The sequence below is a fragment of the Serratia sp. 506_PEND genome, from assembly GCF_001076875.1.
Taxonomy (GTDB): Bacteria; Pseudomonadota; Gammaproteobacteria; order Enterobacterales; family Enterobacteriaceae; genus Serratia; species Serratia marcescens.
In genome coordinates, this window is record NZ_JVEL01000587.1 from 24,688 (window position 1) to 49,426 (window position 24,739).

General features: G+C 59.9%; 39 protein-coding genes. 38 read left to right on the forward strand and 1 reads right to left on the reverse strand.

Annotated elements, in window-relative coordinates; translation table 11 throughout:
- The first annotated feature begins 34 nt into the window (after positions 1–34).
- A complete protein-coding gene (gene bioH, locus ADK28_RS26305) occupies positions 35–805 on the forward strand; it encodes a pimeloyl-ACP methyl ester esterase BioH (protein ID WP_048797085.1) in 771 nt (256 codons plus the stop codon).
- A gap of 270 nt (positions 806–1,075) precedes the next feature.
- Positions 1,076–1,216, forward strand: a complete 141-nt coding sequence (locus ADK28_RS32590) for a hypothetical protein (RefSeq protein ID WP_193392149.1) — start codon at positions 1,076–1,078, stop codon at positions 1,214–1,216.
- A gap of 288 nt (positions 1,217–1,504) precedes the next feature.
- Here the strand turns inward: ADK28_RS32590 and ADK28_RS29340 are convergent, their stop codons facing one another.
- Positions 1,505–2,035 carry a DNA-binding protein gene (locus ADK28_RS29340; RefSeq protein WP_161802734.1) on the reverse strand — a complete coding sequence of 177 codons (531 nt, stop codon included), beginning with the start codon at positions 2,033–2,035 and terminating at the stop codon, positions 1,505–1,507.
- Between the two features lie 173 nt (positions 2,036–2,208).
- On the opposite strand from ADK28_RS29340, the gene ADK28_RS30710 reads away from it, so the two are divergent.
- From ADK28_RS30710 to ADK28_RS26480, 36 genes are all read left to right on the forward strand, one after another.
- On the forward strand, positions 2,209–2,424 hold the full coding sequence (locus ADK28_RS30710; protein WP_075202155.1) for a helix-turn-helix domain-containing protein: 216 nt from the start codon (positions 2,209–2,211) through the stop codon (positions 2,422–2,424).
- A gap of 13 nt (positions 2,425–2,437) precedes the next feature.
- Positions 2,438–4,420: a transposase domain-containing protein gene (locus tag ADK28_RS26315; protein ID WP_048797086.1), complete on the forward strand. Its 1,983-nt coding sequence runs from the start codon at positions 2,438–2,440 to the stop codon at positions 4,418–4,420.
- 62 nt (positions 4,421–4,482) lie between these two features.
- Positions 4,483–5,427 carry an AAA family ATPase gene (locus tag ADK28_RS26320; RefSeq protein WP_048797087.1) on the forward strand — a complete coding sequence of 315 codons (945 nt, stop codon included), beginning with the start codon at positions 4,483–4,485 and terminating at the stop codon, positions 5,425–5,427.
- A 2-nt stretch (positions 5,428–5,429) separates the two neighbouring features.
- Entirely contained in the window at positions 5,430–5,642 is a 213-nt protein-coding gene (locus tag ADK28_RS26325) for a hypothetical protein (RefSeq protein ID WP_048797088.1), read from the forward strand.
- Positions 5,639–5,881 carry a hypothetical protein gene (locus ADK28_RS26330; RefSeq protein WP_048797089.1) on the forward strand — a complete coding sequence of 81 codons (243 nt, stop codon included), beginning with the start codon at positions 5,639–5,641 and terminating at the stop codon, positions 5,879–5,881. The genes ADK28_RS26325 and ADK28_RS26330 overlap by 4 nt, the downstream gene beginning before the upstream one ends.
- 177 nt (positions 5,882–6,058) lie before the next feature.
- Positions 6,059–6,340 (forward strand): hypothetical protein, encoded by a 282-nt coding sequence (locus tag ADK28_RS26335; protein WP_048797090.1) that lies wholly within the window; start codon positions 6,059–6,061, stop codon positions 6,338–6,340.
- A gap of 9 nt (positions 6,341–6,349) precedes the next feature.
- Positions 6,350–6,871 carry a host-nuclease inhibitor Gam family protein gene (locus ADK28_RS26340; RefSeq protein WP_048797091.1) on the forward strand — a complete coding sequence of 174 codons (522 nt, stop codon included), beginning with the start codon at positions 6,350–6,352 and terminating at the stop codon, positions 6,869–6,871.
- 82 nt (positions 6,872–6,953) lie between these two features.
- A complete protein-coding gene (locus ADK28_RS33180) occupies positions 6,954–7,490 on the forward strand; it encodes a hypothetical protein (protein ID WP_065426241.1) in 537 nt (178 codons plus the stop codon).
- Positions 7,491–7,494: 4 nt separating this feature from the next.
- Positions 7,495–7,650, forward strand: a complete 156-nt coding sequence (locus tag ADK28_RS32310) for a hypothetical protein (RefSeq protein ID WP_161802735.1) — start codon at positions 7,495–7,497, stop codon at positions 7,648–7,650.
- Entirely contained in the window at positions 7,647–8,069 is a 423-nt protein-coding gene (locus ADK28_RS26350; protein WP_053091623.1) for a hypothetical protein, read from the forward strand. Before ADK28_RS32310 ends, ADK28_RS26350 begins: the two co-directional genes overlap by 4 nt.
- Positions 8,069–8,584: a hypothetical protein gene (locus tag ADK28_RS26355; RefSeq protein WP_048797092.1), complete on the forward strand. Its 516-nt coding sequence runs from the start codon at positions 8,069–8,071 to the stop codon at positions 8,582–8,584. The genes ADK28_RS26350 and ADK28_RS26355 overlap by 1 nt, the downstream gene beginning before the upstream one ends.
- Positions 8,581–8,907 (forward strand): hypothetical protein, encoded by a 327-nt coding sequence (locus ADK28_RS26360; RefSeq protein WP_048797093.1) that lies wholly within the window; start codon positions 8,581–8,583, stop codon positions 8,905–8,907. The genes ADK28_RS26355 and ADK28_RS26360 overlap by 4 nt, the downstream gene beginning before the upstream one ends.
- Positions 8,907–9,107 carry a hypothetical protein gene (locus tag ADK28_RS26365; RefSeq protein ID WP_048797133.1) on the forward strand — a complete coding sequence of 67 codons (201 nt, stop codon included), beginning with the start codon at positions 8,907–8,909 and terminating at the stop codon, positions 9,105–9,107. Before ADK28_RS26360 ends, ADK28_RS26365 begins: the two co-directional genes overlap by 1 nt.
- Positions 9,104–9,439, forward strand: a complete 336-nt coding sequence (locus ADK28_RS26370; protein ID WP_048797094.1) for a hypothetical protein — start codon at positions 9,104–9,106, stop codon at positions 9,437–9,439. The genes ADK28_RS26365 and ADK28_RS26370 overlap by 4 nt, the downstream gene beginning before the upstream one ends.
- 107 nt (positions 9,440–9,546) lie before the next feature.
- Entirely contained in the window at positions 9,547–10,068 is a 522-nt protein-coding gene (locus ADK28_RS26375; RefSeq protein ID WP_048797095.1) for a gp16 family protein, read from the forward strand.
- 70 nt (positions 10,069–10,138) lie between these two features.
- Positions 10,139–10,570, forward strand: a complete 432-nt coding sequence (locus tag ADK28_RS26380; protein WP_048797096.1) for a Mor transcription activator family protein — start codon at positions 10,139–10,141, stop codon at positions 10,568–10,570.
- 126 nt (positions 10,571–10,696) lie between these two features.
- Positions 10,697–11,197 (forward strand): lysozyme, encoded by a 501-nt coding sequence (locus ADK28_RS26385; RefSeq protein WP_048797134.1) that lies wholly within the window; start codon positions 10,697–10,699, stop codon positions 11,195–11,197.
- Between the two features lie 64 nt (positions 11,198–11,261).
- Entirely contained in the window at positions 11,262–11,642 is a 381-nt protein-coding gene (locus ADK28_RS26390; protein ID WP_048797097.1) for a hypothetical protein, read from the forward strand.
- Entirely contained in the window at positions 11,611–11,847 is a 237-nt protein-coding gene (gene lysC, locus ADK28_RS26395; protein WP_422663528.1) for an Rz1-like lysis system protein LysC, read from the forward strand. Before ADK28_RS26390 ends, lysC begins: the two co-directional genes overlap by 32 nt.
- Positions 11,848–11,854: 7 nt before the next feature.
- Complete coding sequence (locus ADK28_RS26400) at positions 11,855–12,070, forward strand: TraR/DksA C4-type zinc finger protein (protein ID WP_048797099.1); 216 nt, start codon at positions 11,855–11,857, stop codon at positions 12,068–12,070.
- Positions 12,061–12,369 (forward strand): DUF2730 family protein, encoded by a 309-nt coding sequence (locus ADK28_RS26405; RefSeq protein ID WP_048797100.1) that lies wholly within the window; start codon positions 12,061–12,063, stop codon positions 12,367–12,369. Before ADK28_RS26400 ends, ADK28_RS26405 begins: the two co-directional genes overlap by 10 nt.
- Positions 12,369–12,656, forward strand: a complete 288-nt coding sequence (locus ADK28_RS26410; RefSeq protein WP_152929751.1) for an ArsR family transcriptional regulator — start codon at positions 12,369–12,371, stop codon at positions 12,654–12,656. The genes ADK28_RS26405 and ADK28_RS26410 overlap by 1 nt, the downstream gene beginning before the upstream one ends.
- A 9-nt stretch (positions 12,657–12,665) precedes the next feature.
- Complete coding sequence (locus tag ADK28_RS26415) at positions 12,666–13,247, forward strand: phage protein Gp27 family protein (protein ID WP_048797102.1); 582 nt, start codon at positions 12,666–12,668, stop codon at positions 13,245–13,247.
- Positions 13,247–14,908, forward strand: a complete 1,662-nt coding sequence (locus tag ADK28_RS26420) for a terminase large subunit domain-containing protein (protein WP_048797103.1) — start codon at positions 13,247–13,249, stop codon at positions 14,906–14,908. Before ADK28_RS26415 ends, ADK28_RS26420 begins: the two co-directional genes overlap by 1 nt.
- Positions 14,908–16,482, forward strand: coding sequence for a DUF935 domain-containing protein (locus ADK28_RS26425; RefSeq protein ID WP_048797104.1), 1,575 nt, complete (start codon positions 14,908–14,910; stop codon positions 16,480–16,482). The genes ADK28_RS26420 and ADK28_RS26425 overlap by 1 nt, the downstream gene beginning before the upstream one ends.
- Positions 16,466–17,788, forward strand: coding sequence for a phage head morphogenesis protein (locus tag ADK28_RS26430; RefSeq protein ID WP_048797105.1), 1,323 nt, complete (start codon positions 16,466–16,468; stop codon positions 17,786–17,788). Before ADK28_RS26425 ends, ADK28_RS26430 begins: the two co-directional genes overlap by 17 nt.
- Before the next feature lie 9 nt (positions 17,789–17,797).
- Complete coding sequence (locus ADK28_RS26435; protein WP_048797106.1) at positions 17,798–18,289, forward strand: phage virion morphogenesis protein; 492 nt, start codon at positions 17,798–17,800, stop codon at positions 18,287–18,289.
- Positions 18,290–18,458: 169 nt separating this feature from the next.
- Positions 18,459–19,595, forward strand: coding sequence for a phage protease (locus ADK28_RS26440; RefSeq protein WP_048797107.1), 1,137 nt, complete (start codon positions 18,459–18,461; stop codon positions 19,593–19,595).
- Positions 19,595–20,536, forward strand: coding sequence for a Mu-like prophage major head subunit gpT family protein (locus ADK28_RS26445; RefSeq protein ID WP_048797108.1), 942 nt, complete (start codon positions 19,595–19,597; stop codon positions 20,534–20,536). The genes ADK28_RS26440 and ADK28_RS26445 overlap by 1 nt, the downstream gene beginning before the upstream one ends.
- Before the next feature lie 60 nt (positions 20,537–20,596).
- On the forward strand, positions 20,597–21,076 hold the full coding sequence (locus tag ADK28_RS26450) for an HI1506-related protein (protein WP_053091622.1): 480 nt from the start codon (positions 20,597–20,599) through the stop codon (positions 21,074–21,076).
- Positions 21,073–21,495: a gp436 family protein gene (locus ADK28_RS26455; RefSeq protein WP_048797109.1), complete on the forward strand. Its 423-nt coding sequence runs from the start codon at positions 21,073–21,075 to the stop codon at positions 21,493–21,495. The genes ADK28_RS26450 and ADK28_RS26455 overlap by 4 nt, the downstream gene beginning before the upstream one ends.
- On the forward strand, positions 21,495–22,040 hold the full coding sequence (locus tag ADK28_RS26460) for a phage protein Gp37 (protein WP_048797110.1): 546 nt from the start codon (positions 21,495–21,497) through the stop codon (positions 22,038–22,040). Before ADK28_RS26455 ends, ADK28_RS26460 begins: the two co-directional genes overlap by 1 nt.
- Before the next feature lie 84 nt (positions 22,041–22,124).
- Positions 22,125–22,355 carry a DUF2635 domain-containing protein gene (locus tag ADK28_RS26465; protein ID WP_048797111.1) on the forward strand — a complete coding sequence of 77 codons (231 nt, stop codon included), beginning with the start codon at positions 22,125–22,127 and terminating at the stop codon, positions 22,353–22,355.
- Positions 22,352–23,830 (forward strand): phage tail sheath subtilisin-like domain-containing protein, encoded by a 1,479-nt coding sequence (locus tag ADK28_RS26470; protein ID WP_048797112.1) that lies wholly within the window; start codon positions 22,352–22,354, stop codon positions 23,828–23,830. Before ADK28_RS26465 ends, ADK28_RS26470 begins: the two co-directional genes overlap by 4 nt.
- A 9-nt stretch (positions 23,831–23,839) precedes the next feature.
- Positions 23,840–24,196: a phage tail tube protein gene (locus tag ADK28_RS26475; RefSeq protein ID WP_048797113.1), complete on the forward strand. Its 357-nt coding sequence runs from the start codon at positions 23,840–23,842 to the stop codon at positions 24,194–24,196.
- Positions 24,197–24,211: 15 nt separating this feature from the next.
- Complete coding sequence (locus ADK28_RS26480) at positions 24,212–24,700, forward strand: hypothetical protein (protein ID WP_048797114.1); 489 nt, start codon at positions 24,212–24,214, stop codon at positions 24,698–24,700.
- The last annotated feature ends 39 nt before the right edge of the window (positions 24,701–24,739 follow it).

Below are 24,739 nucleotides of genomic sequence, written 5' to 3' on the forward strand. Positions count from 1 at the left end.
TCCGAGACGGGTAAGCATGAAAGGACAATAACCAATGACAGCGCTGTACTGGCAAACAATAGGCGAAGGCGAACGCGATCTTGTGCTGCTGCACGGCTGGGGATTGAACGCCGAAGTGTGGCGTTGCATTCAGGCGCGGCTGACGCCGCATTTTCGCCTGCACCTGGTCGATCTGCCGGGGTACGGCCGCAGCCAGGGGTTCGGCGCCCTGTCGCTGGAGCAGATGACGGAAATCGTGCTGGCGGCCGCCCCGCCGCAGGCCTGGTGGCTCGGCTGGTCGCTCGGCGGACTGGTGGCCAGCCAGGCGGCGCTGATGCAGCCGCAGCGGGTCAGCGGGCTCATCACCGTGGCCTCTTCGCCGTGCTTTGCCGCCCGCAATGCGTGGCCGGGGATCCGTCCGGACGTGCTGAGCGGTTTCCAGCACCAGCTAAGCCTGGATTTCCAGCGTACCGTCGAGCGTTTTCTGGCGCTGCAGACGCTGGGCACCGAGAGCGCGCGTCAGGATGCGCGCCAGCTGAAAGCGGTGGTGCTCAACCAACCGACGCCGAGCGTCGAGGTACTGAACGGCGGGCTGGAGATCCTGCGCACCGCCGATCTGCGCGCGCCGCTGGCGGAGTTGAATCTGCCGCTGCTGCGGATCTACGGCTATCTGGACGGGCTGGTGCCGCGCAAGGTCGCCGAGCTGCTCGACGCCGCCTGGCCGAACTCCACGTCGCAGATCGTGGCCAAAGCCGCCCATGCGCCGTTTATCTCTCATCCCGATGAATTTGTGACGATGATCGAAGCGTTTATTGCAGCACATTGAATGCAGCGGGAAAACGCACGATAGAGCGCGAAAAAAAACGCCGCCGGGTGGATAAAAGACAAAGCTGTTCAATACTTAGTGAGTCAATGCGTTGGCTGCAAAATGAAAAGACCGCGTGCGGCGATTTTCATTTTGGCGTTTCGTCTCTGGGAAACAGGCCTCGTCAGGGAAAGCAACGAGGCCTGAGGATGTCGCGGCAGCCTGCGGTACTACGCATGGATCCTGGACGGCTTTCATAACAGATAAATTATCCATTGAGAGGTTAGTGTCATGAAATCATTGAAGATGATTATTGCAGCGGCAGTGCTGGGTTCGGTGTCTTTCGGCTCCATGGCGGCAACCCTGCTGACCAAGGAAGATCTGGATAAGAATCCGGGTAAATACGAGAAGATCGGCACCGTTGAGATGTGACAATGAACTTACGAAACCAAGAAAGTAGTGAAAGAAGGTGAAATCTGCCGGTAGTTGGTGAAATTACCCTAGTATTTATAGATAGTTATTGAAGGGTAGTTCGGTAAGAAGTGAGGTTACCCATAAAAGCTAAAACTTACGAAAAAACCAACGACTCTGGAGGATTTGACACTTAAGATGCGAATTATAAATTTTGTACTATAGTACCTTCGAGTTTCTTAAAACCCTTTTCAAGCAATGCCTACCGTTTTCAAAATAAACCAAACATAGCAGGCCAAGCATCAAGTGTCAGCCTGCATCCTTGTGCTTTAGCGGAGTTTGTTCTTCTTGTTCTCGAGTAGACTCCGCCGCATTGTCTCGTCCAGGTGAATCACTTCTGAGCACACTCTCTTGGGTAGTTGATTCTGATGTTTCTAGCACCAGTGGCATAAGAGCTTTTAGCCCCCCCGTGTTGAATATTTCCAATGCCCTACGCTGCTGCTCCGCAGTCATGAAAGCAAAGATGGTATTCCAATACGTTTTCCCAAGATCGCCGGGCATCCCTACGAAGTGATTGGCCTTGGTATCATGATCATGAGGGACTCCAAGGTGTCGCAAAACCTCTGTAAGGTCAGGTTCGGGGATTGTATGTACATTGTACTCAACAGCCTTGCCCCCTTTTACGCCTTCTTTTTTGCGCTTATCCCATGACTGGTTTCTTGCCCGAAGATGCACCCCAGCCACACTTGTTGGAAGCGTCCCCACCCCTTTCAATTCCTCCGCCGACAACCACAAACTATCTTTTTCATAAATGCTACTTTCTGTTGAGTTGGTTTTCAATTTAATTACCCTTTTATATCATCAGTTTAATGGCAAATTGGCGCCAATTACTAAAAAGTTACTTTACAGAATTGTTTTCAGTAAATAACATACTGAATAGCTGGTTAACTAAGATAAGTGATTTACTTAATCAACCAACTTTCAATTTTATCGTAAAGAGTGGTTTTTGGAAAATGACACTACTGAAAACTCAAGGTGACTGGCATAGGGCGCAGGTCATTGCAGCATTGAAAATGAAAAAAATGTCGTTGAGTCAGTTATCTAGAAGGTCGGGATACAAATCGACAACCCTAGCAAATGCATTGGATAGAAAATGGCCTAAAGGCGAGTTAATCATTGCAAAAGCCCTGGGGTTAACTCCTCAAGAAATCTGGCCAAGTCGTTATTAATGGTGAGGAAGTCATGGATTTATGGTTGTCGCCAAAAGAATGTAAAGGTTTGCCCGGTATTCCTCAAACGGCACCGGGAGTAGTGCTTAGGGCCAAGAATGAAGGGTGGATATCACGAGCTAGGCAGGGAATCAAGGGAGGTAAAGCCATTGAATATCATGTGGGTAGCTTACCAGTAGAGGCTCGAGCGGCTTTATTGCTTTCACGCGGTCAGGTGGAAACTAGCGTCGGCACGATTGAAATCGCCAGACCGCAGCTGCCAACTGCCGCCGAACACGATCGCCTGCAACTGTGGCAGCGCTGGGAACGGGCAACCGACGCGCAGCGTCAGCGCGCTCAGACCTGGCTGCGCGCCGTCGTGATGGCGGCCGAGCTGATTGACGCCAATATCAGTGTGCAAACCGCTTTCAAATCCGTTGCCAACCAGCTGGGCATTAATGCCACCACCCTGCGGGACCGGTATTACAGCGCACAGGTTCACGATCGCAAGGACTGGGCACCGGTGATGCTGGATAAGCGGGCGGGCAAGCAGAGCGACGTGAAAAAGGCCGAGTACGACGAAGCGGCCTGGGATTTTCTGCTGGCGGATTACCTGCGGGTGGAAGCGCCGGCGCTCTTCAAGTGCTATGAGCGCATGAAGTTAACGGCACAGGCGCATGGCTGGAATATCCCCACCTATCGCACGGCGCTGCGTCGCATCAACAAGCTGGATCCGGCGATGGTGGTGGCCTGCCGCGAAGGTGAGCACGCCCTGATGCGTCTGGTGCCGGCACAAAAACGCACGGTGGCGCACCTGAACACCCTGCAATGGATCAACGGCGACGGCTACCAGCACAACGTATTCGTAAAGTGGTTCAACGGCGATATTGTCCGCCCGAAAACCTGGTTCTGGCAAGACGTGAAGACCCGCCGCATCATCGGCTGGCGCACTGACCTGACCGAGAACATGGACTCCATCCGCCTGTCGTTTATGGATGTCATTAAAAAATATGGCATTCCGGAGGATTTCCACATCACCATCGACAACACCCGCGCGGCGGCCAACAAATGGCTGACCGGCGGCACCAAGACCCGCTACCGCTTCAAGGTGCGCGAGGATGACCCGAAGGGGCTATTTACGCTGCTCGGAACCATTCACTGGACCTCGATTGTGGCCGGCAAGGGCTGGGGACAGGCCAAGCCTGTCGAACGTGCCTTCGGTGTTGGCGGTATGGAGGAGTATATCGACAAGCACCCGGCACTGGCGGGGAGCTATACCGGCCCGAATCCGCTGGCCAAACCGGAGAACTACGGCTCGAAAGCAGCCGATGTCGCCCTGTTCCTGCAAACCGTGGCCGAAGGCGTGGCGATGTTCAACGCCCGCGTCGGACGTAATACCGAAATGTGCCAGGGTAAGGACTCGTTTGACCAGGTGTTTGAGCGCGATTTCCCGAACACTATCGTGCGCAAGCCGACTGAGGAGCAGCTGCGCATGTTCCTGCTGCCGGCCGAGGCGGTGACGGTCAAGCACAACGGCGAGTTCACCATCAAGGCCGGCGGTTCACTGCTGCGGCAGGAAAACCGTTACCACAACGCCGCGCTGATGGGGATTTCCCCGCGCAAGGTGGTGGTCCGCTTCGACCCGCAGCACCTGCACGGCGACGTCTATTGCTACACGCTGGACGGCCGCTTTATCTGTGCCGCGTCCTGTATCAACCCGGTCGGCTTCGGCGACACCCAGGCGGCGCGCGAACATGCGCTGGCGAAAAAACAGGTACGTAAGGCGACGAAAGCGCTGATTAAAGCCACCGTCAAGCAGGATGCGTTGGAAATCTCCGAACTGATGCCGCGTATCGCCGAACCGGCACCGCCTGAATCGCGCGTGGTCAGCCTGTACCGCCCGGTGGGTAATGCGGTCGCCATTGAAGACGTGGAAGTTGTTGATGATGAGGCAGAACAGGCATTTCAGCGTGGGGTGGCAAAACTTGCTGAGCAGTACAGTGACCCGCTGGTATAAAAAAATAACCCGAGTTGCAGCTCAGGTTATTCACAACGAAGTAAACCGAATGGAGATAAATAATGACCGATATTAACGACGTAATCAACACCCTGTCCGGGTTAATTAAAAGCAAGACCGTGACTCAGACCCAAATTGCCAATGAAATCGGTAAATCCGGGTCGGCCATCTCCGCCTTTTTAAAAGGTGAATATGCCGGTGATAATCAGAAGCTGGCGTCGGCATTACGCGTCTGGCTGGAGAATTATCAGCAGCAACAGCAGTTGCCGGAACGCCCGCAATTCGTCAGAACGCCGACGGTTGACGAGATGTGGGCCATTTTCACCTTCGTGCGTTTGTCCGGGTGTATCAACATTATTGTGGGGGCGCCGGGCGTGGGGAAAACCGAGGCAGCCAGGCGTTACAAGGCGGAGAACCCTAACACCTGGATGATGACGCTGTGCCCGGCGCACTCCAGCGTGACCGAATGCCTGCTGGAGATGGCGGAGGCGCTGGATATCCCCGACGCGCCGGCCAGCAAGGGCGCGCTGGCTCGTCTGATGCGCCGCCGGCTGACCGGCACCCGGGGGCTGCTGATTGTGGACGAGGCCGACCATCTGGGCGTTGAGGGGCTGGAGCAGTTGCGCGCCATTCAGGATGCAACCGGGGTGGGTATGGTGCTGATTGGCAACCCCAACGGGCTGTCCAAGGCTACCCGCACCGCCTCGGGGGCGGATGATTTGGCGCGCTTGCACAGCCGTATCGCTCGCTCCAAGCGTATCCCCAAACCCAAGAATGCCGATATCAACGCCATTGCGACGGCATGGGGGATTGCCGGTACGGGCGAGATGACGCTTATCCATGCCATTGCCGCCAAGCCGGGGGCGCTGCGGGTGCTGTCTCATACCCTGAATCAGGCATGGTTGATGGCAAACGGTAACGGCCAGTCGGCATTAACCGAGCAACACATTAAAGCGGCATTCAAGGAGGTTTACGGTAACGCGGAAACATTATCGTTAAAGGGGTAAATATGGCGACCTTATTTATCACGGATATTTACGAGCAAGACCATTTAATTAATTTTGATACCGTTAAAGCAATTGACACCCTGGAATTAAAAGGCGATTTGGTCGTGTCGTTTATCGACGGTTCATCGCGAGTGTATTGCGTCGGTGAAAATGACATTCAAGCCCGGCGTGAATTAAAAATCATTCTGGAACGCATGAGGAAAACAGGAAAATGAAAAACTTGTTTGATGCGGTAAATGCCGCAAGACGCGTGTTTGAGCCGGTTGGTGCCGTGATTGAGCGCACCCGGCGCTACCGCCACCGCTACACCATCCGCACCAGCCAGCCGGCGGTGCTGCCGAGCGGTGTCGCGGTTACTGAAATCACCGTGTGTGCCGGCGGCGTTCGCCGCACCGTGCACACCGCCTGTGTCAACGACTGCGTGGTGTATTGGGGGAATGATGGCGTCAACTGACGATATGTCGAATTTTAAGCCCTGTCCTTTCTGCGGCGATACGCAACTTGGGTTCATGGAAATGACCTTTTTCCACGGGCCTGATGAGCCAGAAACGCATGGGCAGCGTGTGAGCTGTCAAACCTGCGGTGCGCAGGCAATGGATACCGTCTGGAATGAACGAATGGGAGTAACTCAATGAAGAATAGACAGGTACAGGTCATTTTTACCTTTGAAGTGGTCGGGCAGCATTCGTCTCCGGTTCAGGACGGAGAAATGCATACCCACGCTGTTGGCGTCTCCATTTCAACGACAGGGCTGGATGATGAGCAACCGGGGCCGCAGCATGTTTACGCCCATATTTTACACCGGCATTCGGCGGCCGTTATTAAGGCGGTGGGCAATGAGTTTTCACGACGAGCAAAAACGCAAGGGGCTGAAATTATTGAGTCCCGTATTGAACGCAAATATCACCATTAAGGAAATCACATGGCAGCAAAAACCCGTAAATTAAAAAATGTGGCGGCCAATGCCCCGCAATCCAAAGAAGAAGCCAGCCTCCATATTCGTAAACTGGGCGACGCCAAACGCGAGGCCGAGCGTCTGGAAACCCGGATGAACGATGAAATCGGCGCTATTACCGAGAAATACATGCCGCAAATCGAAACGCTGAAAAAAGAGGTTGCCACCCTGTTTAAAGGCATTCAAGCGTGGTGTGAAGCCAATAAGGACGAGCTGACCAAGGGCGGCAAGGCAAAAACCGCCAACCTGACCACCGGCAGCGTGTCATGGCGTTTTAATCCAGCTTCATGCAGCGTGCGCAACGTGGAGGATGTGCTGGAGATGCTGCACAAGATGGGGCTGGAGCGCTTTATCCGCGTGAAGGAGGAAGTCAACAAGGACGCCGTCCTGGCCGACCCGGCGGCGGTCAAAGGCATTGCCGGCATCAGTATCAAAACCGGCGTAGAGAGTTTTGCTGTCGAGCCGTTTGAGCAAGACGCCAATATTTAATCCGTTTTAATTCGTCACCCTTATTTTTAATCCGGCGCGTGCGTCATGGGTTCGTGCGCGCCAAATTCAGGAAATCAAGAATATGCAACCGAATGAAAATGAAATATATGACGCCGCGCTGGCACGTTTTGGCAGCGACAAACAATTATTGAAAACCGCCGAAGAGTGTTCGGAATTAGCGGCGGCTATTATTCGTCACCATTTTCAGGGGGCCAATGCCGATCGCACCGCGCAGGAAATGGCTGACGTGGAGATCATGCTGGCGCAAATGCGTCGGGATGGCTGGGGAGAGGCCATCGACCGCTGGAAGGCAATAAAACTCAAGCGCCTGATGTTGCGCCTGGGCAAACCTGCCGAACCACTGGCAATAAGCGACCTGCCGGACATTACGGCGCTACTGGACGACGCCGAGGACGCGTTCACCTTCGCCCGGGCAAATTTTGAGGATGGCGGCAGCCCACGCTATCGCGTTGCCGCGCAACAACTGCGCCAGTGTCGCGCCCGGCTGGCCATCGCCGCCCAGCACTTGATCCGCGAAGCACAGCGTATGGAAGCCAAATGCGGCAAGCCAGATACCTACTGGCTCGAACATACCGCCGCACGCTATCGGGGAGCCTGAGATCATGTACAAGAAATCGACCGCCATGCGCCGGGCCTGGCGCGATGTGAAGGAAAAGGCCGGCCAGTCCGCGCAGGTGTTCTGGTTTGCCTGTGTCGCCGGTGCCGGGCTGCTGCTGGGCGCGCTGTTTATTTACTCACTGCTAAAGGTGTTGCCATGAAAGACCTTAATACTACATCAGACCTGCTGCTGGCATTGCAGGCGGAATACATGGCGACCGGCATGATGCGCATGTCAACGCTCGCTGCGCTGCTCGAAGCGGAAGGCCCCTTATCCGGTGCGGGCGAACCCTCCGCACTCCCTTTCCAGCCGTCTTATCCGTGGGTTGAGGGGAGCCACATTCCTTCGTGGGTGGCTGCGCTCGCCACGGGGCCGACGGGCTGCGAGAGCGTTTATGTTGTGGCGGAGCTGCAGCCCGTTTTCCAGCGGGACAATGGCTACCCCGATTATGTGCTGGCCTATCTGGATATTCGCCTGGGGCGCTGTATTTGCGCCCAGACGGCGGCGAACATTTCCGGTGCCGTGGTGCGTTATCTGCCTTTTGATCGCCGCCCAGTCAGCGCAACGGAGGGGGGTTGATGTACTACAAAACAGAACACTCTGCCGTTCTCGCGGCCTGGGATCGCTATATTGCCGTCAATAAGCGGTTGAGCGCCGAAGCGCGCGAGCTGGAAGTGGCCATCGGCGGCCATTGTCGGGCGGTCTTCAAAAGTGACACCAGCGGCCGCCGCTTTCACGGTTTGCATTTTGATGGCGATGATATCCCTTTCGGTGCAGCGCTATGGACCAGGCAAACCCAAGATACCGGGTACAGCTGCCGACCACGTGCAAAGCCCCCGAAAGGGTTAAGCGCTGAGCTTAAGGCCTTGCGGGCGCTGTGGGAGGCGAAACGCCCCAAAACCGCCGCCAGTTACGACGAGTTGTACGCGGCCACCGGGCTGGATTTCTCGGTGGTCTTCTTCGGCGGGCTGGAGTGGTTTCGTGTGGGGGATATCGTCTACATCCGCTGCGGCATGAAACCCAACGATCGCCTGACCGAAATATTGTCCAGCGAATACCTGGCCGCCAAAAGGCAAGCGGAGGCGTCAGCATGATCACGTCATTGTTTATTCGTTCGGAGCGTCCTCTTGAGGTCTCTGTGGGATGCTTGTTCGGCACAGGTATTGTGGTTGACGTGCGCCGCACCGATTGTCGCCTGGGTTGGCACGCGCTGGCTGAATGCGTGCCGCCGGACCATGAGGCGGTGTTGCTTTACACCCGCAACGGGGAAACCCGGGTTGGCATGATCGGCTATGAGGGCTTGTTTGTGGATGAGGAGACCGGGGCCTGCATCGAGAACGACGATACCGTCACTCACTGGTGTTGGATCCCTGAGCGGCCGATGGTGGACGATGCTGGGGAGGCTATAACATGGTGATACTGGCCGGGTTTGCGCTGCTGGTTAGCGCCTGCGGGCACGATGCCTGTGAGGCGCTGCCTGTCAGCGAGAGGCTGTATTCCTCGCGCCAGGCGTGCCAGCAGATGCTGGTACGGTTGCAGGCGCGTCGGCCCACCGCTGTGTTGATGTGTGGTGAGGTGTATCGGGAAAAACAACCGTATGAAGGGGGTAAAAAATGACGACACCCGATGTCCTGCGGGAAATCCTGCCGTATGCGCTCCCCATACTGTTGCAGGTGATAGGGGGCGTAACGGCCGGAAAGTGGCTGATTTATCGCGTGCTCTGCCAGTGCGACCGCCTGCACCCTGTTCGTTGCCTGGCCAACGATCTGATTGATGCCGTTGAAAAGCATGAGAAAGACGGTGGGCCGCTTTTCTCTACCCGGATCGAACTTGACGGCGGTTACAACGTGTTTATTTACGGCCCGAACACCGAGATCGCCCCGATTAATGGCGGTTATATGGTACTGATGAGGGGGATGTTTCGGCGGCCGGGTTGCCAAAGACCGTGATATCGCCGTGGTTTAACGGCTTGGTTTCGTCTGACATTTGCTATTGCCTTTGTTTAAGTCATAAAACAGGCGGTGTTGCTGCACCGCCTTTCTTGTGGAGTCACGATATGGATCGCGCATCCCTGATTAAGTTAATCCATGTGGCACGTAAAACGCTACAGCTTGACGACGACACCTACCGCGAGGCGCTGTCGGCCACCGTACCCGGCAAAACCAGTTGCCGCGATATGTCGCTGGCCGAGCTGGATGCGGTGCTGACCGCCTTCCGTAAAAAGGGCTTTAAACGGCATTCAGCGCCGCGTCAGCGCGGGTTAAAACCGGCGTCGGTGCCGGCCAAACTCCGTGCCATCTGGCGCACCCTGCACCGGCAGGGTTTTATCCGCAGCGACAGCGACGCGTCGCTCAACGGCTGGGTGGCGCGCCAGACTGCCCCGCATAACGGCGGCCTGGGCGTGCGCAGCTATCTGTGGCTTGACCGCAGCCCGGAACTGGCCGTCGTGGTGCTGGAGAGCCTCAAGCGCTGGCACCGGCGCGAAATGCTGGCGGCGGGCGGTCTGCCGCCAACGGTGAAAATGAGTTACAGTAACGTGTGTGACTGGTACGCCCGTCAGCGCGTTCCGGCCAGATAGAACCCCCATCCCGCGTCAGCGGGATGGGTTGTCTCCTGATTATCGATACGGTCTCCCGAGTGAGGTGTGTATGACTGAGAACCAGATAGGTTTGTTTGAGGATGATCCCCGTCTGAATGCGCTGATTGACCGCATGGAGGACATGCCGGACGAGGTGTTGAAAAACCAGTGGCCGCAGATGCTGGCCGTGCTGGTTGAGGTGATTGACCTGGCCTTGCAGCGCGAAAACCTGCCCGCCGAACGCGCTCGCGCGTTGGCCCGCAAAGTCGCCGCCGCGCAGGCGGCTTACATGGGTGGGCGCTCGTATTATATTCCGATGGGCGAGACGCTGTTTGCCGCACTGCGTAATGATGAGATTTACACGCGCTGGTATAACGGCGAAGATATCGAAGCCCTGCGCCGTACCTACCGCATGGCGCAGACCCAGATTTACGCGGTGATCAAAGAGCAGCGCCAGCTGCACACCCGCCGCATCCAGCCCGACATGTTTACCCCGCATTAATCTGCTCACAGTAACCGGCTGACCTCAAGAGGACGGGTTGCTGCAAACACTAACCGACCGTAATCCCCCGACACACTGACGACCCCGTACCCTGTTACCCATTGATTTCATTTTGTGGACAGCGGTATGCCGACACTTCCTTCTGCCTTACGTAAACGTCTGATTGCCCTGACACTGGCGGGTGCCGGCGTGGGTGCCATGACGGCCGGTTACACCGGCTACTTTGAAGGTGATCCCGGTCACGCCTATACCGACGTCGCCGGCGTGCCCACCGAGTGCTACGGCCATACCGGCCCTGATGTGCGCCTGGGCACGACCCAGACCGAGGCGCAGTGTCAGGCGTTGCTCCAGCAGGATTTACAGCCGGCGTTTGCCACGCTGGACCGCACCGTCACCGTACCGTTGACGCGTGGGCAGCGCGTGGCGCTGGCGTCTTTCATCTACAACGTCGGCGCGGGAAACTTCGCGCACTCCACGTTGCTGAAAAAACTCAATGCCGGCGATATCACCGGGGCCTGCCATGAACTTGAGCGCTGGGAATATGCCGGCGGCAAAAAATGGGCGGGCCTGGTCTCCCGGCGCGAAGCGGACGAATGGTTATGTCTGAACGATTTGCCGACGCCGTAAACCGCCTGTGGCGACCGGCGATGTTGGCGGCGCTGGGGGGCGTTATCGTGTTGCGGGGTGTGCTATGGCTTATCTGAGACGTGAACTGCCGCCGGTGGCGACCCTGTGCCTTATCGGGGTGTTGTGCGCCGGCATTTGGGGGATGCACCAGCAGGTGGAGGGCCTTAAGCACGAGGCGGCTCAGCTGAGACAGGCGCGTGATGCGGCCCGGCTGGCGCTCGACAACCAGCAGCGCACCCTGCGTTTTTTTGACACGTTAAGCAAGGCGGCCATTGATGACAAGCAACGTAACACCCGGCGCAGCGAAGCCGAACGGGCGGCCAGCCGCGCCGATCTGGCTGCGGTGCCGGCCGCTCATGTGGTTGTGCCTGCTGCCGTGGCTGACCGGGTGCGCGCTGCGGCCGATGAAATACGTGCCGGTAGTACCGCCGCCGCTGCCCGCTGAATGGCTGGCCGACTGCCCTGTGCCGCCGGTGCCGGCCCCGTTCACCTTCGGCGCGTCGGTCGATTACACGCTGCAACTGCTGGCCGTTATCAAAAACTGCAACCTGGACAAAGCCAATCTGCGCCGGGCGCAGCAGGAACAACAACATGAATTTTCTACTCTGGCCGGAACGGCTGCTGCCCCGCCTGTTCGGCCGGGAGCCTGAGGAACCTATGGATACGATGGACAACGCCGCCGAACAGGAGGCGTATTTTTTGGCGCGCAGTCTGGCGGCGCATCAACAGCGCACCCACCGCCTGCTCCCCATTACCGGGGTGCGTGAGTGCGAAGACTGTGGCGTCACCATTTCCGCTGCACGTCTGGCCGCCGTGCTGAATGCGGCCTGTTGTGTGGATTGCCAACACATTCGGGAGGCGCGATGTGGCTGAACGTGGTTGAAGATTATGTCGTGCCGGTCTTGTCGGCGGTCAGCACCGCCGGCGCGATTTTTATGGCGCTGATGCGCAAGACCTTTGTGCCGCGCGAGGCGTTTGAGCGTCTGCATGAGCGCGTGGAAAAGGTGGAGTCGCGCATTAGCGACCTGCCAACGCAAGATGAGGTGCACGTTCTCCAGATTGAGATCACCACCTTACGCGGCGAGCTGAAGGCGACGAACGCCACCCTGAAATCTGTCTCCCATCAAAACGAACTGCTGCTGGAACAGGCGGTAAAACGGAGTAACACATGATTGACGATATCCTGACCGAAGACCAGCGCCTAGTGCTCTTGCGGTCCCTGGCTGACTACAACGGCAACCTGGGCGAATCCGTTCTGCAGGATTGTCTGGATGCTTACGGACACAAAGTCTCCCGCGATCGGGTGCGCGTACACCTGTTCTGGCTTACCGAACAGCAGCTTATCAAGCTGCACACCCTCACCAACGGCTATTACATCGCCGAATTGACCGGGCGCGGTCAGGACGTCGCCGAAGGGCGTGCCACCGTGCCGGGCGTCAAAAAGCCGCGTGCACGCTAAGGGGGCGTCATGGACAAACCGACGCGCGGACGCGTGAAAAAAGCGGACATGTTGCCCGATGCCATCCGCAAGCCGCTGCTCGACATGCTGCGGGAGAAGCGGCTCACCCAGGTGCAGATCCGCGACGAGATCAACCGACTGATTGCCGACGCCGGCCTGCCGGATGAGGCGAAACTCTCCGCCGCCGGTATCAGCCGCTTGGCCGCCGAGAACGAAGCGATCGCCCGTGATCTGCGTGAGCTGCGCGAACAGACCAAAGCGATGGTGGCCGAGCTTGGCGACAAGCCCACCGGCGAAACGTCTGCGCTCATTCTGGAGCTGGCCCGCTCCATGCTGTTCAAGAAGATCCGGGCGGCGGCCTCGTCGGTGGAAGACGATAACGACATCGATATCGACTTTATCAAGAATGCCATGCTAGCCATTCAGCGCCTGGAAAGCGCCGCCGAGCGCAGCCTCAAGCGCGAGAAGGAAATTCGCGCCGCCTTTGCCGAGGAGGCCGCCAGTGCGGTAACGGAAGAATTGCGCGGCGTGGATGGTATGAGCGAACAGCTGGAAAGCCGTATCCGTAGTATTTTGATAGGGAAAGCCTGATGAACACCCCTAAGCCCGCCCTGGTCAAATTGACCCCACCACGCAAGATTGACCTCACCGCCGCCAAGGCCGAGCTGGGCGTCGATGTGCCGGATGCCCTGACGCTGCCGGCGGATGCGCCGGTATTTTTGCCCTATCAGGCCCGCTGGTTTGCCGACGACAGCGACGTGTGCATCGCTGAGAAGTCCCGCCGCACCGGCCTCACCTGGGCCGAGGCTGGGCGTAACGTGATCACCGCCGCCAAACCCAAAAACCGGGGCGGCCGCAACGTATTCTATGTCGGCTCCAAGCAGGAGATGGCGCTGGAATACATCGCGGCCTGCGCGCTGTTCTCCAAAGCATTCAACCAGCTGGCGCAGGCGGACGTGTACGAACAGACCTTCTGGGACAGCGAGAAGAAGGAGGAGATCCTCACCTACATGATCCGCTTTCCCAACAGCGGTTTCAAAATCCAGGCGCTGAGTTCCCGGCCTTCCAACCTGCGCGGCCTGCAAGGCGATGTCGTGATTGATGAAGCGGCGTTCCATGAGTCGCTGGACGAACTGCTCAAGGCGGCGATGGCGCTCACCATGTGGGGCGCGCGCGTGCGCATTATCTCTACCCACAACGGCGTAGATAACCTGTTTAATCAGTACATTCAGGAGGCGCGCGAGGGGCGCAAGGATTACAGCGTACACCGCATTACCCTGGATGACGCCATTGCTGACGGCCTGTATCAGCGCATCTGTGCCGTGACCGGCAAGGCGTGGTCGCCGGAGGCCGAGAAAAAATGGCGTGACGATCTGTATAAAAATGCCCCGAGCAAGGAGGATGCGGAGGAAGAATACGGCTGTGTACCGAAAAAATCCGGCGGCGCGTACATTCCGCGTGCGCTGATTGAGGCCGCCATGACGGCAGCTCGCGACATTCCCATCCTGACCTATGAGGCCGACGAGACCTTTATCACCCAATCCGCCTGGCAGCGTGAAGCGGCGATCGCCACCTGGTGCGACGAACACCTCGGCCCGGTGCTGGCCGCGTTAGATCCGGATTGTCGCCACGCCTTCGGCGAGGACTTTGCCCGACGCGGTGACCTGAGCTGCTTCACCGTGCTGGCCATCCCGGCCGACCTGCGCAAGCGCGAGGCCGTGCGCGTGGAGCTGCGCAACCTGACCTATGACCAGCAAAAACAGGTGATGCTCTACATCCTGCAGCGACTGCCGCGCTTTATCGGCGCGGCCTTCGATGCCACCGGCAACGGCGGTTATCTGGCGGAGGCGGCGCTGCTGGCGTTTGGGCCGGAGATGGTCGATTGCGTGATGCTCTCGCCCAAGTGGTATGCCGAGTGGATGCCGAAGCTCAAGGCCGAGTTTGAGGACGGCAACCTGACGCTGGCGCGCCACCAGACCACCCTGGACGACCTGCGGCATATCAAGGTGGTCAACGGCATCCCGCAAATCGACAAGGGGCGCACCAAAGACGCCAATGCCACCGCTGTCGGCGCGCGGCGTCACGGCGATTTTGCGGTCGCGCTCTGCATGGCCAACCGAGCGTCCTGGATGGAGGGTTTTGTGCTGGACGATGACGCCTGCCAGGCGCTGCCGGGGCGTGGCCGTACGCTTGAGGCGATCGGTGAGGACGACCGCGATGATTATCCTGATGTTGACCGGGGGTGTTGGTGATGGGCCAGATTGTTGACCTGAATGGCAAGCCGTTTGATTTTGATCCGGAGATGCAGACGGCGCAGGACGATATCCCACAGCTGGCCAATCGTCTGATTGAGCACCCGGCCTCGGGCATCACCCCGAATCGGGCAGCACAGTGCCTGCGGGCGGCCGAGCACGGCGATTTGATGGCACAAAGCGACCTTGCCGCCGACATCGAGGAAAAGGACACCCACCTGTTCGCCGAACTCGGCAAGCGCCGGCTGGCCATCCAGAGCGTAAGCTGGAGCATTGAGCCGCCGCCGAACGCCAGCGTGCAGGAGAAGAAAGACGCCACAATGCTGGATGAGTACCTGCACGCGGCGGACTGGTTCGACGCTATGCTGTTTGATGCCACCGACGCCATCCTGAAAGGCTATTCCTGCCAGGAGATCGAGTGGGGCATGGTGGGACGTGCGCATATCATCAAGGCGGTGCACTGGCGCGATGCGGCGCACTTTTGCCTGAACCCGCAGGATTTCAGCGAGCTGCGGTTACGGGATAACAGTTACGCCGGGCAGCCCTTCCAGCCGTTCGGCTGGATTGTGCATCAGGCGCGGTCGCGCACCGGCTACGCCGGCACCCAGGGGCTGGTACGCACGCTGATTTGGCCGTTTATCTTCAAGAACTATTCGGTGCGCGACCTGGCTGAGTTTCTGGAGGTGTACGGCCTGCCGATGAAGGTCGGCAAATACCCCGCCGGGGCCACCAAAGAGCAGAAAGCAGCGCTGATGCGGGCGGTGATGGAGATTGGCCGGCGCACCGGCGGTATCATCCCCACCGGCATGACGCTGGAGTTTGAGGCGGCGGCCAGCGGACAATCCGATCCGTTCCTGGCGATGATCAACTGGGGCGAGCGGGCTATCTCCAAGGCCATCCTCGGCGGAACGCTGACCTCGGAGGCCGGCGACAAAGGCGCGCGCTCGCTGGGTGAGGTGCATAACGATATCCGCCTGGAGATACGCAATGCCGATCTGCGCCAACTGACCAACACCCTTAACCGGGATGTGGTGTATCCGCTGTATGCCCTCAACACCACCCACGCCATTGATATCAACCGGTTGCCACGTCTGGTGTTCCAGACCAAAGCGCCAGGTGACATTACGCGCATCACGGCGGCGGTGATCCAGCTGGCCAGCGGGATGCCCGTTCCGCAAAGCTGGGTGCGACAAGAAACCGGCATACCCGAGCCAGTGGGTGACGAACCGCTGTTTAGTGTGGCAAACCCGGTGATGACCTTGCCGCCCACGGAGCGGCCCGCATCCCCCCACACCGCCGCGCTGGCCGCCCAGCTGTCCGCCCCTGTGACCACCGGGCCACGCGATGAGCTGGACGATTTGGGCGATTCGGTGCCGGCGGCCACCTTGCAGGCCAGTATCGACCCCATTCTGGCCCCGGTGATCGCCGCCATCAAGACGCGCGGACTGGCGGCGGCGATGCAGGACTTGCCGGCGCTCTATCAACAGATGGATGACAAGGCGCTGATGACCCTGCTGACCGATGCGATGTTTGCCAGCGAAATGAAAGGGATGCTTGATGACCTCCAGCATTGATTTGGGTTACGCGGCCCGGCTGGCCCCGAAAGAGGCGGTGGCGTATTTTCGCGCCAAGGGGGAAGCCGTTACCTGGAACTGGTTTGAGCAGTTGGCTGATGTTCATGCCCGAACGTTTACCGTCGCCAAGGCCACCCGCCTGGATGTGCTGACGACGCTCAAGGCTGAGGTGGATAACGCCCTGGCTAATGGCGTCACGCAGAAGGAATTTATCGCCACCCTCACGCCTCGCCTGCAAAAGCTCGGGTGGTGGGGGAAGCAGATTGTGGTCGACAGTGCCGGCAACGCCGAGCCGGTGCAGCTGGGCAGCCCGCGCCGTCTGGCGCTGATTTACAACGTCAATACCCGCGTTGCCTATAACGCCGGGCGCTATGCCCAGATGATGAACAGCGCCGACGTGTTGCCGTTCTGGCAGTACGTGGCGGTGATGGACGGTCGCACCCGCCCCAGTCATGCCGCGCTGAACGGGCTGGTGTTCCGTTATGACGATCCCTTCTGGAAAACCCACTACCCGCCAAATGGCTGGAACTGCCGCTGTCGGGTGCGGGCGTTGTCGCAGGCACGCCTGGACGATTTGGGGCTCAGCGTCTCCCAGGGGGCAGACCACCTGACCACCCGGCAGGCAGAAGCCGGCGTCGATAAATCCACCGGCGAAGTCTTCGAGACGCCGTCCACGACCTACAGCGACGGCGCGCGCACGATGACGCCGGATGTGGGCTGGTCATACAATCCCGGCTCGGCCGCCTTTGGTGTCGATCAGTCGCTGATCCGCAAGCTGGTTGAGGTGCAGGATCCTGCCCTGCGCGAAATGGTGGTGCAGGAGCTGAACAACAGCCCGGAGCGCCAGTTAGCCTTTGCCGTGTGGGCCAGGCGGGTGATGACGTCCCGCGTGGCGGGAGATGCGCTTCGCACCCTGGGCTTTATGTCTGAGGAGATCGCCAGTGCCGTCGAGGCGCGCACCGGCCAGCCGCCGGCGCGGTTGCTGGCCGTCAGTGAAAAAACGCTGTTCAATGAAGCGAATAGTGCGGATGACGACACCTTATTGCTGGCGGATGTGCAACGTCTGCCGGCCTTGCTGACCCACCCACGGGCGGTGCTGTGGGATACGCAGCAACATCATCTGTTGTATCTTGCTGATGCGCCGGATGGGCTGGCACAGTTGATTGTGGAGGCCCCTTACGGTACATCGGTAGCGTCTGATCAATTGGATGTGGTCACGCGCGCGCGTCGTGTAACCGATATTGAGGCCCTCCGGTCGGCCGTACAGCGCGGACAGCTGACGGTGCTGGTGGGGAGCCTGGAATAAGGAGGCAATATGCCCGAGATTGATCTTGCCGTGGTGGTGGATGTGCGCCGGCTCCAGCGCGCGTTCCTCAACCTTCAGGCGCTGGACGGCGACGCCGGCCGCAAAGACATTACCCGCGTGGCGGCCGGCTGCCTGCTGTCGTCGTCAGAGCGGGCGTTTGAAACCCAGACCGACCCGGAGACCGGTCAGCCCTGGCGGGCGCTGAGCGACCCGTATATTGCCTGGCGTGAAAAGCACGGTTACAGCCCCATCAAGATACTGACGCTCAATGGTAACCTGGCGCGGGCGATGACCACCGACTACGGCCCGACCTGGGCGCTGATTGGCTCGAACGAGCCGTATGCCGCCATTCACCAGTGGGGCGGCACGCCGGGGATGCGGCCGGGGCCGGCAGCCATTCCGGCTCGGCCGTATATGGGACTGGACAAGGTGGCTGAGCGGGAAATTCTCGACTACATCAAAAAACGCTATGAGAAGGCCATAGACGAGACGAACGGCTAAAGGGCGGCATCGCTACCCGGAAATTTTTTTGAAAACGCTCAGCGCGATTTGAAAGGGTTTTGAAAAGGGTTATGCTGGCTGTCGCCCGCCAACCTTTTTCTCCCCCCCCTGAAAAATGACTAACTTACCGTAAACCCACACGCTTTCCCTCATCCGGCACACTGTCGGCATGAAAACACACACGCCCCCTCAACATTCATTGCGCCACACCGCCACGGCGGCGCTGTCAGCCACGCTGGCCCAGTCGGATGACGGGTGGTGTCAGCTGCTGCCCGCCGGGCGCGTCAAGGCGCGCGATGGCCGACCGGAGAAACCGGCGGCCGGCTGGTTGATTAACCAGGCAGCCTGCCAGCGCATCAAGGCCAATCTGGCCGCACTCAAGCAGCCCTTGCTGATTGACTACGACCACCACTCCGAAATTGCCCAGCAGGCCGGCGTGAAAGCGCTGGCGGCCGGTTGGGTCAAGCCGGAGAACGTGGCGTGGCGCGAGGGGCAAGGCATCTTTATCAAGCCCGAATGGACGCCTGCGGCGCAGGCACACATCGACAATCGCGAATACGCCTACCTCTCCGCCCGTCTGGAGTATTACCTGGACACCGGCGAGCCGGCCGCCATTCGCATCGCGTCTCTCACTAACGATCCCGCCATCACGGGGATGAACCCTGTTGCCACGCTCAGTGCTGGCGATCTGATCGTTGTTTCCACCGACAACCTGGAGCAATCCCCCATGAATGAGCACTTACGCCGACTGCTGGCGGCGCTGGGGCTGACCGTGCCTGACGATGGCGAGTTTACCGACGCCATCGGCACGGCGGCACTGTCCGCCCTGACCACGCTGCAGACCCAGGCCGATGCCCACGACGACCTGAAAACCCAGGTCGCCACCTTGTCCAGCGAGCTGACCACCGCCCGACAGGCCGCACCGACCGGCGGTGCGGTAGACCTGACACAGTACGTCCCGGCCGACACCTACAACGCGTTGCGCACCGAGTATGCCGCCCTGAGCGCCAGACTCGGCACCAGTACGCTGGAGCAGGTGCTGGACAAGGCTGAACAGGACGGGCGCGTGCTGAAATCCGAGCGCACCTACCTGGAACAACTCGGCGGCCAGATTGGCGTGGCGGCGCTATCGGCGCAGCTTGAGGCGCGCCCACCCATTACGGCGCTGACCACGTTGCAGACCAGCACCATCACGAAACCGGCCACCACCGAGACCACCGCATTGTCGGCGGAAGACCTGCTCGCTGCGAAGCTGCTTGGCAAGAGCGAAGACGAGTTCCGCAAAGCCAAAGAGGAGTTTAAATAATGTCGACACCGACCACCCCGCAGATGATCCAGGCTCTGTTTACGGGCTACCGCAGTGACTTTCAGAACGGGCTGGGCATGGCCCCGTCACAGTATCAGCGGATTGCGATGACCGTGCCGTCCACGTCCCGCTCCAACACCTTTGGCTGGCTGGGGCAGTTCCCGCACTTTCGCGAGTGGGTAGGTCCCCGCGTCATGCAGCAGATGGCGGTTCATGGCTACAGCATCAGCAACAAAACCTGGGAAGACTCGGTCGCGATTTCGCGCGACGACTTCGAGGACGACATCCTGGGCGTTTATTCCCCGATCTTCCAGGAGATGGGCCGTGCGGCAGCCTGCTTCCCGGACGAGCTGGTGTTTGCCGCACTGGCGCAGGGCGACAAGACCGCCTGCTACGACGGCCAGAACTTCTTTGATGCCGAACACCCGGTGTACGAGAAGGTCGACGGCACCGGCGCGATGACGCCGGTATCCAACCTGTTCACCGCCCAGGTGGGCGACCCGGCCGCCGATTACACCGGCCCGGCCTGGTATCTGATGGACTGCACCCGCGTGATCAAACCGGTCATTTATCAGGATCGCCGCAAGCCCGAGCTGGTGATGCAGGCCGACCCGCAGGTTGGGGTGACGTTCACCGACAACCAGATTGTGTTCGGGGCGTCCCTGCGCAGCAACGTCGGTTTCGGCTTCTGGCAGATGGCACAGATGATGAAATCCCCGCTGACCGGCGATTTCTTCTGGCAAGCCTGGAAGGCGATTACCGACCGCAAAGCCGATGGCGGCCGTCCGCTGGGGCTGCGCCCGTCGGTGCTGGTAGTGCCGCCGGCGCTGGAAGATGTAGCGACCAAGCTGCTGGAGCGCGAGCTGACCGCCAGCGAAGAAGGCACCACCACCAACGAACTGAAAGGCAAGGTGGAACTGGTGGTTGCCAGCTGGATGTAATCCGGTTTCAAGGCGGGTTCAACCCGCCTTTCATCCCCGTTGAAAGGAGCTTGAAGTGTTATGTCAGACACCACTGAACACCTTGTGTCAGGCCATGAAGGCGCTGATGCCCCTGTGGCGCAGGATGGCGCAGTCACTGCGCCGGGCGGGACGCTGGCTGGCGTCACGGTGGCGATCACTTGCCCGCGCGAGACCTACATGCGCGCCGGGATCCGTTTCACGCGCGGTCGCCAGGTACTGGAGCGTGTCGCGCCGGACGTGCTGGCCCGGTTACAGGCGGACCCATGCCTCATTGTGGTGCCGGTTCACCCGCCAGCGTCAGCACCTGACGAAATGGGATCGGGGCAACAGCAGCAAGCACCCGGTGCTGATCTGGGCGGTGATGTGAGCGACGCCGACATTCTGGTCGTCATTGCCGCACTGCCGCCAGAGGCCTTTACCCAGGGGGGCGCGCCGAAGGTCGCCGCCGTCAGCGAGGCCCTGGGCACGGCCGTCACCAAGGCGCGGATTGACGCCGCACTGGCCGGGGCGCAGCCATGAATTACGCCACCGCCGCTGACCTGCGCGAGCGCTACGGCGACAAAGTCGACACGCTGATTGAGGTGAAGACGCCAGAGGGCTTTTTACCGGACGAGCGCAAGCTGGATCAGGCGTTGATGGATGCCAGCGCGCTGATTGACAGCTACCTGTCTGGCCGTTACCTGCTGCCGCTGTCGGTGGTGCCGCGTGTGCTGATGCAGCAGTGTTGCACGATTGCGTACTACTACCTCAACGACGAGCGCGCCACGGATCAGGTGGTGCAACGTTACAAGGACGCTTTGCGCTGGCTGGCGGACGTGAAGCGCGGCGAGATTGCCATCGGCACCGACAGCGATGATCGGGTGCCGGAAAGTGGCGACCTGCCGGTGGTGTATGCGGAGAAAGCGGTGTTTGGCCGCAACCAAAAGGGGTTTGTCTGATGATTGCCGAGACTGAAAACGCCCTGCTGGCCCGTATCACCACGCTGTTTGGCAACCGGGTACGCCGCGTGGACACCCACCCGGGGGACTGGAGTGACAAGGCTCTCCAGTCGCTGCTTATCACCGCGCCGGCTGTCTATGTCGCCTGGCTGGGCGGTGAGCGCGGCCGTACCCGCAGCCGCATGGACAGCCGCTGGGTGTGTTACGTCTGCGGCCAGGTACTGAACGGCCACGAGTCCGACCGGATGGGGATTTATCAGATGGTCGGCCTGCTGATCGGCGGGCTGGAGGGGTTTTCCCCCGGCACGCCCACCCCGATGCGTTACCTTCAGGCGCAGAACCTCTATACCGATGCGCAGGGCGCATCCGGGGTTGCGATGTACGGCGTCTACTTCTCCTGTGAGGAGCAGTTTGCCCCGCTGACGGACCTGAACACCCTGGATGATTTTTTGCGCCACTATCAAACCTTTGGCGAGCCGGACGGTACACCGCCTTTTGAGGCGCATATTGACCTGCCGTCAGCCACGGAGAACCTCGATGGGTAAATTACTGCTGTTGATCGCCGGCGGCCTGGCGGTGGCCGGCAATACCGCCTGGCCCTGGTTTTTGCTGATTGGAGCCCTGTTCTTATGACCGAGATCTTTATCAAACCGGCACCGGGGCGCGCCGTGCGTGACCCGGTGACCAAACAACTATTGAGTGCGGACGGTGAGAGCAAGCCCCGCACCCCGTTCTGGGCGCGTCGCCTGATGGCTGCCGATGTGCTGCTGGCAACGCCGACACCCCAGAAAAAAACCAAAGCCCCGCAACCGCTGCCGGCCTCTGAGGCACTCCGGGGCAACACAGAGGATGAAGCATGACAATCAGCTTTGATTCCATCGGTAATGATAACCGTATCCCGCTGACCTACATTGAGTTTAACAACTCAATGGCGGTCGTGGGCACGCCGCAGCCGCACCAGGCAGTGCTGGTGTTCGGCCAGGCGGTGGTGGATGGTGACGGCAAGGTACAGGGGACGGGTTCGCTCAATACCCCGGTGCGGATTTCCCGCGCCAGTCAGGGCAGTGACCTGTGGGGGCGTGGCTCGATGATTGCTCTGATGCTCGCCGAGTTTATTGCCATCAACCCGGACACCGAGCTGTACGCCATTGCTCAGGGAGCCGGCACCGGTGCAGCGGCGGCCGGGACAATCACGCTGACCGGCACCCCGTCCGACAACGGCGTATTGCGCCTGTACATTGGCGGCGTGCGCGTCCCGGTCGCCGTGACCGCCAGCCAGACGGTGGCCGACCTGGCGACCGCGCTGGCCGCCGCCATCAATGCCCGGGCAGATTTGCCGGTCACGGCCGCTGCTGCGGCGGGCGTGGTGACGCTGACGGCACGCTTTACCGGTGCCGGCTCCGTGCCTGATTTGCGACTGAACTACTACGACGGCGAAACCACGCCGCCTGGCCTGGCGGTGGCGTTTGCGCTGCCGGACAGTCGGGCGGATAACCCGGATATCACCGACTCGGTCGCCAATATGGGCGAGCGGCAATACAACTATGTGGTGATGCCGTACCGCGATGCGACCAACCTCAAGGTGCTGGGCGATGAGCTGCTCAAGCGCTGGGGACCCGTCAAGATGTCGGACGGCGTGGTCTGGATGGCGCACACCGGGACGCTGGGAGACATCACCGCGTTCGGGCTGTCGCGCAATGATTTTCTGTCCACCTGTAGCGCCATTTCCCGTGCGCCGGAAGCGGATTACCTCTGGGCGACCTCGCTGTGCGCCACCTGCGCCCCGTCGCTGGCTATTGATCCGGCGCGTCCTCTGCAAACCCTGGCGCTGCCACGGCGTATGGCTCCCGCACTGGCGGACCGGCTGACGCGCGAGGAGCGCAATAATCTGCTGTATGACGGCATTGCCACCGTGAACGTGGCCAGCGGGGATGTGCCGCAGGTGGAGCGTCAGGTCACGATGTACCGCACCAACGCGTACGGCGACCCCGACCCGAGTTACCTCGATATCGAAACGGTCTACACGCTGTCGTACCTGCGTTATTCGCTGCGCACCTTTATCACCCAGCGTTTCCCGCGCTACAAGCTGGCGGACGATGGTACGCCGGTCGCCCCGGGGCAGCCGATTGTCACGCCGGAGATCATGCGCACCCAACTGCTGGCGCTGGGTCAGGAATGGGTGGACAAGGGGCTGGTCGAGAACCTGGAGACCTTCAAGGACAACCTGATTGTGGAGCGCAACGCAGATGACCGCAACCGCCTCGATGTGCTGGCCACCCCTGACCTGGTGAACCAGTTCCGTATCTTTGCCGCCCAGCTGCGGTTCATTTTGTAGGGGTAAAGCATGAGCAAGCAATACCAGGGCGTTGCCACCATTCGGGTGAACGGCCAGGAATACGAGACCCTTGAGGGGGCCACCTTCAGCCCGGCCGGGTTTGAGCGTGAAGTAGTCAAGGGAGCGCGTATTTACGGCTACAAGCAAAAACCCAAGGAGGCCACGCTTGAGTGCAAGTTCCCCGGTGGCGGCAGCGTGTCCGTGTCCGATGTGAACAACTGGACCAACGTCACCGTTGAGGTGGTCACCGACGTGGGCGAGATCCACATGATGATGGGGGCCTGGAGCAGTGAGCCGGGTTCGCTGACCGACAGCGGCGAGATCTCGGCCAAGTTTGCCGCCGCCGCCAGTAAACGCGTTGCATAAAAGAGGATATCCGTGATGGCGACCAAGAAAAAAACACCGGCGGTCCCCGCCGACGACACTGAGATTGTGCAGGCGATTCGGGCCGCGCTGGATGGCGATGATCCGCGCACGCAGGGGCTGGCCGAGCAGCTTTCACAGGGCTTTGTGCAGCTGCTGGACGGCCTGCCGTATGGCATGGAGGGCGATTGCGAGATGCAGTACCGCGTCACCTTCCGCGAGCTCACGGCCAAAGACTCCATTGAGGCCGAGGCAGAAGCCGAGCGCTATGTGGAAACGCCGAATGGCCCGCAACTGATCCCGTCGCCCTCCCGGCGTGGGGTTGCGCTGCTGCGCCGCCAGATTGCCACCGTGGGCTGTATTCCGGGGCCGCTGTCGATGAACCAGGTCAACCAGCTGACGGAGCGGGACTTCTCGCGCCTGATGGTGGCGGTCAACCTGCGGGATTCGGCGCTGGCGGGCAAGCTTGCCGGTGACAAGGGGCGACTGGGCGCAGTGTCGGAATGAATTAGAAGAAGCGGCGATGATATTGGGGATGGTGGCGAA

Coding starts and splice junctions, on each gene's coding strand:
- bioH (WP_048797085.1), top strand. CDS start 35: ATGACAGCGCTGTACTGGCAAACAATAGGCGAAGGCGAACGCGATCTT.
- ADK28_RS32590 (WP_193392149.1), top strand. CDS start 1,076: ATGAAATCATTGAAGATGATTATTGCAGCGGCAGTGCTGGGTTCGGTG.
- ADK28_RS30710 (WP_075202155.1), top strand. CDS start 2,209: ATGACACTACTGAAAACTCAAGGTGACTGGCATAGGGCGCAGGTCATT.
- ADK28_RS26315 (WP_048797086.1), top strand. CDS start 2,438: ATGGATTTATGGTTGTCGCCAAAAGAATGTAAAGGTTTGCCCGGTATT.
- ADK28_RS26320 (WP_048797087.1), top strand. CDS start 4,483: ATGACCGATATTAACGACGTAATCAACACCCTGTCCGGGTTAATTAAA.
- ADK28_RS26325 (WP_048797088.1), top strand. CDS start 5,430: ATGGCGACCTTATTTATCACGGATATTTACGAGCAAGACCATTTAATT.
- ADK28_RS26330 (WP_048797089.1), top strand. CDS start 5,639: ATGAAAAACTTGTTTGATGCGGTAAATGCCGCAAGACGCGTGTTTGAG.
- ADK28_RS26335 (WP_048797090.1), top strand. CDS start 6,059: ATGAAGAATAGACAGGTACAGGTCATTTTTACCTTTGAAGTGGTCGGG.
- ADK28_RS26340 (WP_048797091.1), top strand. CDS start 6,350: ATGGCAGCAAAAACCCGTAAATTAAAAAATGTGGCGGCCAATGCCCCG.
- ADK28_RS33180 (WP_065426241.1), top strand. CDS start 6,954: ATGCAACCGAATGAAAATGAAATATATGACGCCGCGCTGGCACGTTTT.
- ADK28_RS32310 (WP_161802735.1), top strand. CDS start 7,495: ATGTACAAGAAATCGACCGCCATGCGCCGGGCCTGGCGCGATGTGAAG.
- ADK28_RS26350 (WP_053091623.1), top strand. CDS start 7,647: ATGAAAGACCTTAATACTACATCAGACCTGCTGCTGGCATTGCAGGCG.
- ADK28_RS26355 (WP_048797092.1), top strand. CDS start 8,069: ATGTACTACAAAACAGAACACTCTGCCGTTCTCGCGGCCTGGGATCGC.
- ADK28_RS26360 (WP_048797093.1), top strand. CDS start 8,581: ATGATCACGTCATTGTTTATTCGTTCGGAGCGTCCTCTTGAGGTCTCT.
- ADK28_RS26370 (WP_048797094.1), top strand. CDS start 9,104: ATGACGACACCCGATGTCCTGCGGGAAATCCTGCCGTATGCGCTCCCC.
- ADK28_RS26375 (WP_048797095.1), top strand. CDS start 9,547: ATGGATCGCGCATCCCTGATTAAGTTAATCCATGTGGCACGTAAAACG.
- ADK28_RS26380 (WP_048797096.1), top strand. CDS start 10,139: ATGACTGAGAACCAGATAGGTTTGTTTGAGGATGATCCCCGTCTGAAT.
- ADK28_RS26385 (WP_048797134.1), top strand. CDS start 10,697: ATGCCGACACTTCCTTCTGCCTTACGTAAACGTCTGATTGCCCTGACA.
- ADK28_RS26390 (WP_048797097.1), top strand. CDS start 11,262: ATGGCTTATCTGAGACGTGAACTGCCGCCGGTGGCGACCCTGTGCCTT.
- ADK28_RS26400 (WP_048797099.1), top strand. CDS start 11,855: ATGGATACGATGGACAACGCCGCCGAACAGGAGGCGTATTTTTTGGCG.
- ADK28_RS26405 (WP_048797100.1), top strand. CDS start 12,061: ATGTGGCTGAACGTGGTTGAAGATTATGTCGTGCCGGTCTTGTCGGCG.
- ADK28_RS26415 (WP_048797102.1), top strand. CDS start 12,666: ATGGACAAACCGACGCGCGGACGCGTGAAAAAAGCGGACATGTTGCCC.
- ADK28_RS26420 (WP_048797103.1), top strand. CDS start 13,247: ATGAACACCCCTAAGCCCGCCCTGGTCAAATTGACCCCACCACGCAAG.
- ADK28_RS26425 (WP_048797104.1), top strand. CDS start 14,908: ATGGGCCAGATTGTTGACCTGAATGGCAAGCCGTTTGATTTTGATCCG.
- ADK28_RS26430 (WP_048797105.1), top strand. CDS start 16,466: ATGACCTCCAGCATTGATTTGGGTTACGCGGCCCGGCTGGCCCCGAAA.
- ADK28_RS26435 (WP_048797106.1), top strand. CDS start 17,798: ATGCCCGAGATTGATCTTGCCGTGGTGGTGGATGTGCGCCGGCTCCAG.
- ADK28_RS26440 (WP_048797107.1), top strand. CDS start 18,459: ATGAAAACACACACGCCCCCTCAACATTCATTGCGCCACACCGCCACG.
- ADK28_RS26445 (WP_048797108.1), top strand. CDS start 19,595: ATGTCGACACCGACCACCCCGCAGATGATCCAGGCTCTGTTTACGGGC.
- ADK28_RS26450 (WP_053091622.1), top strand. CDS start 20,597: ATGTCAGACACCACTGAACACCTTGTGTCAGGCCATGAAGGCGCTGAT.
- ADK28_RS26455 (WP_048797109.1), top strand. CDS start 21,073: ATGAATTACGCCACCGCCGCTGACCTGCGCGAGCGCTACGGCGACAAA.
- ADK28_RS26460 (WP_048797110.1), top strand. CDS start 21,495: ATGATTGCCGAGACTGAAAACGCCCTGCTGGCCCGTATCACCACGCTG.
- ADK28_RS26465 (WP_048797111.1), top strand. CDS start 22,125: ATGACCGAGATCTTTATCAAACCGGCACCGGGGCGCGCCGTGCGTGAC.
- ADK28_RS26470 (WP_048797112.1), top strand. CDS start 22,352: ATGACAATCAGCTTTGATTCCATCGGTAATGATAACCGTATCCCGCTG.
- ADK28_RS26475 (WP_048797113.1), top strand. CDS start 23,840: ATGAGCAAGCAATACCAGGGCGTTGCCACCATTCGGGTGAACGGCCAG.
- ADK28_RS26480 (WP_048797114.1), top strand. CDS start 24,212: ATGGCGACCAAGAAAAAAACACCGGCGGTCCCCGCCGACGACACTGAG.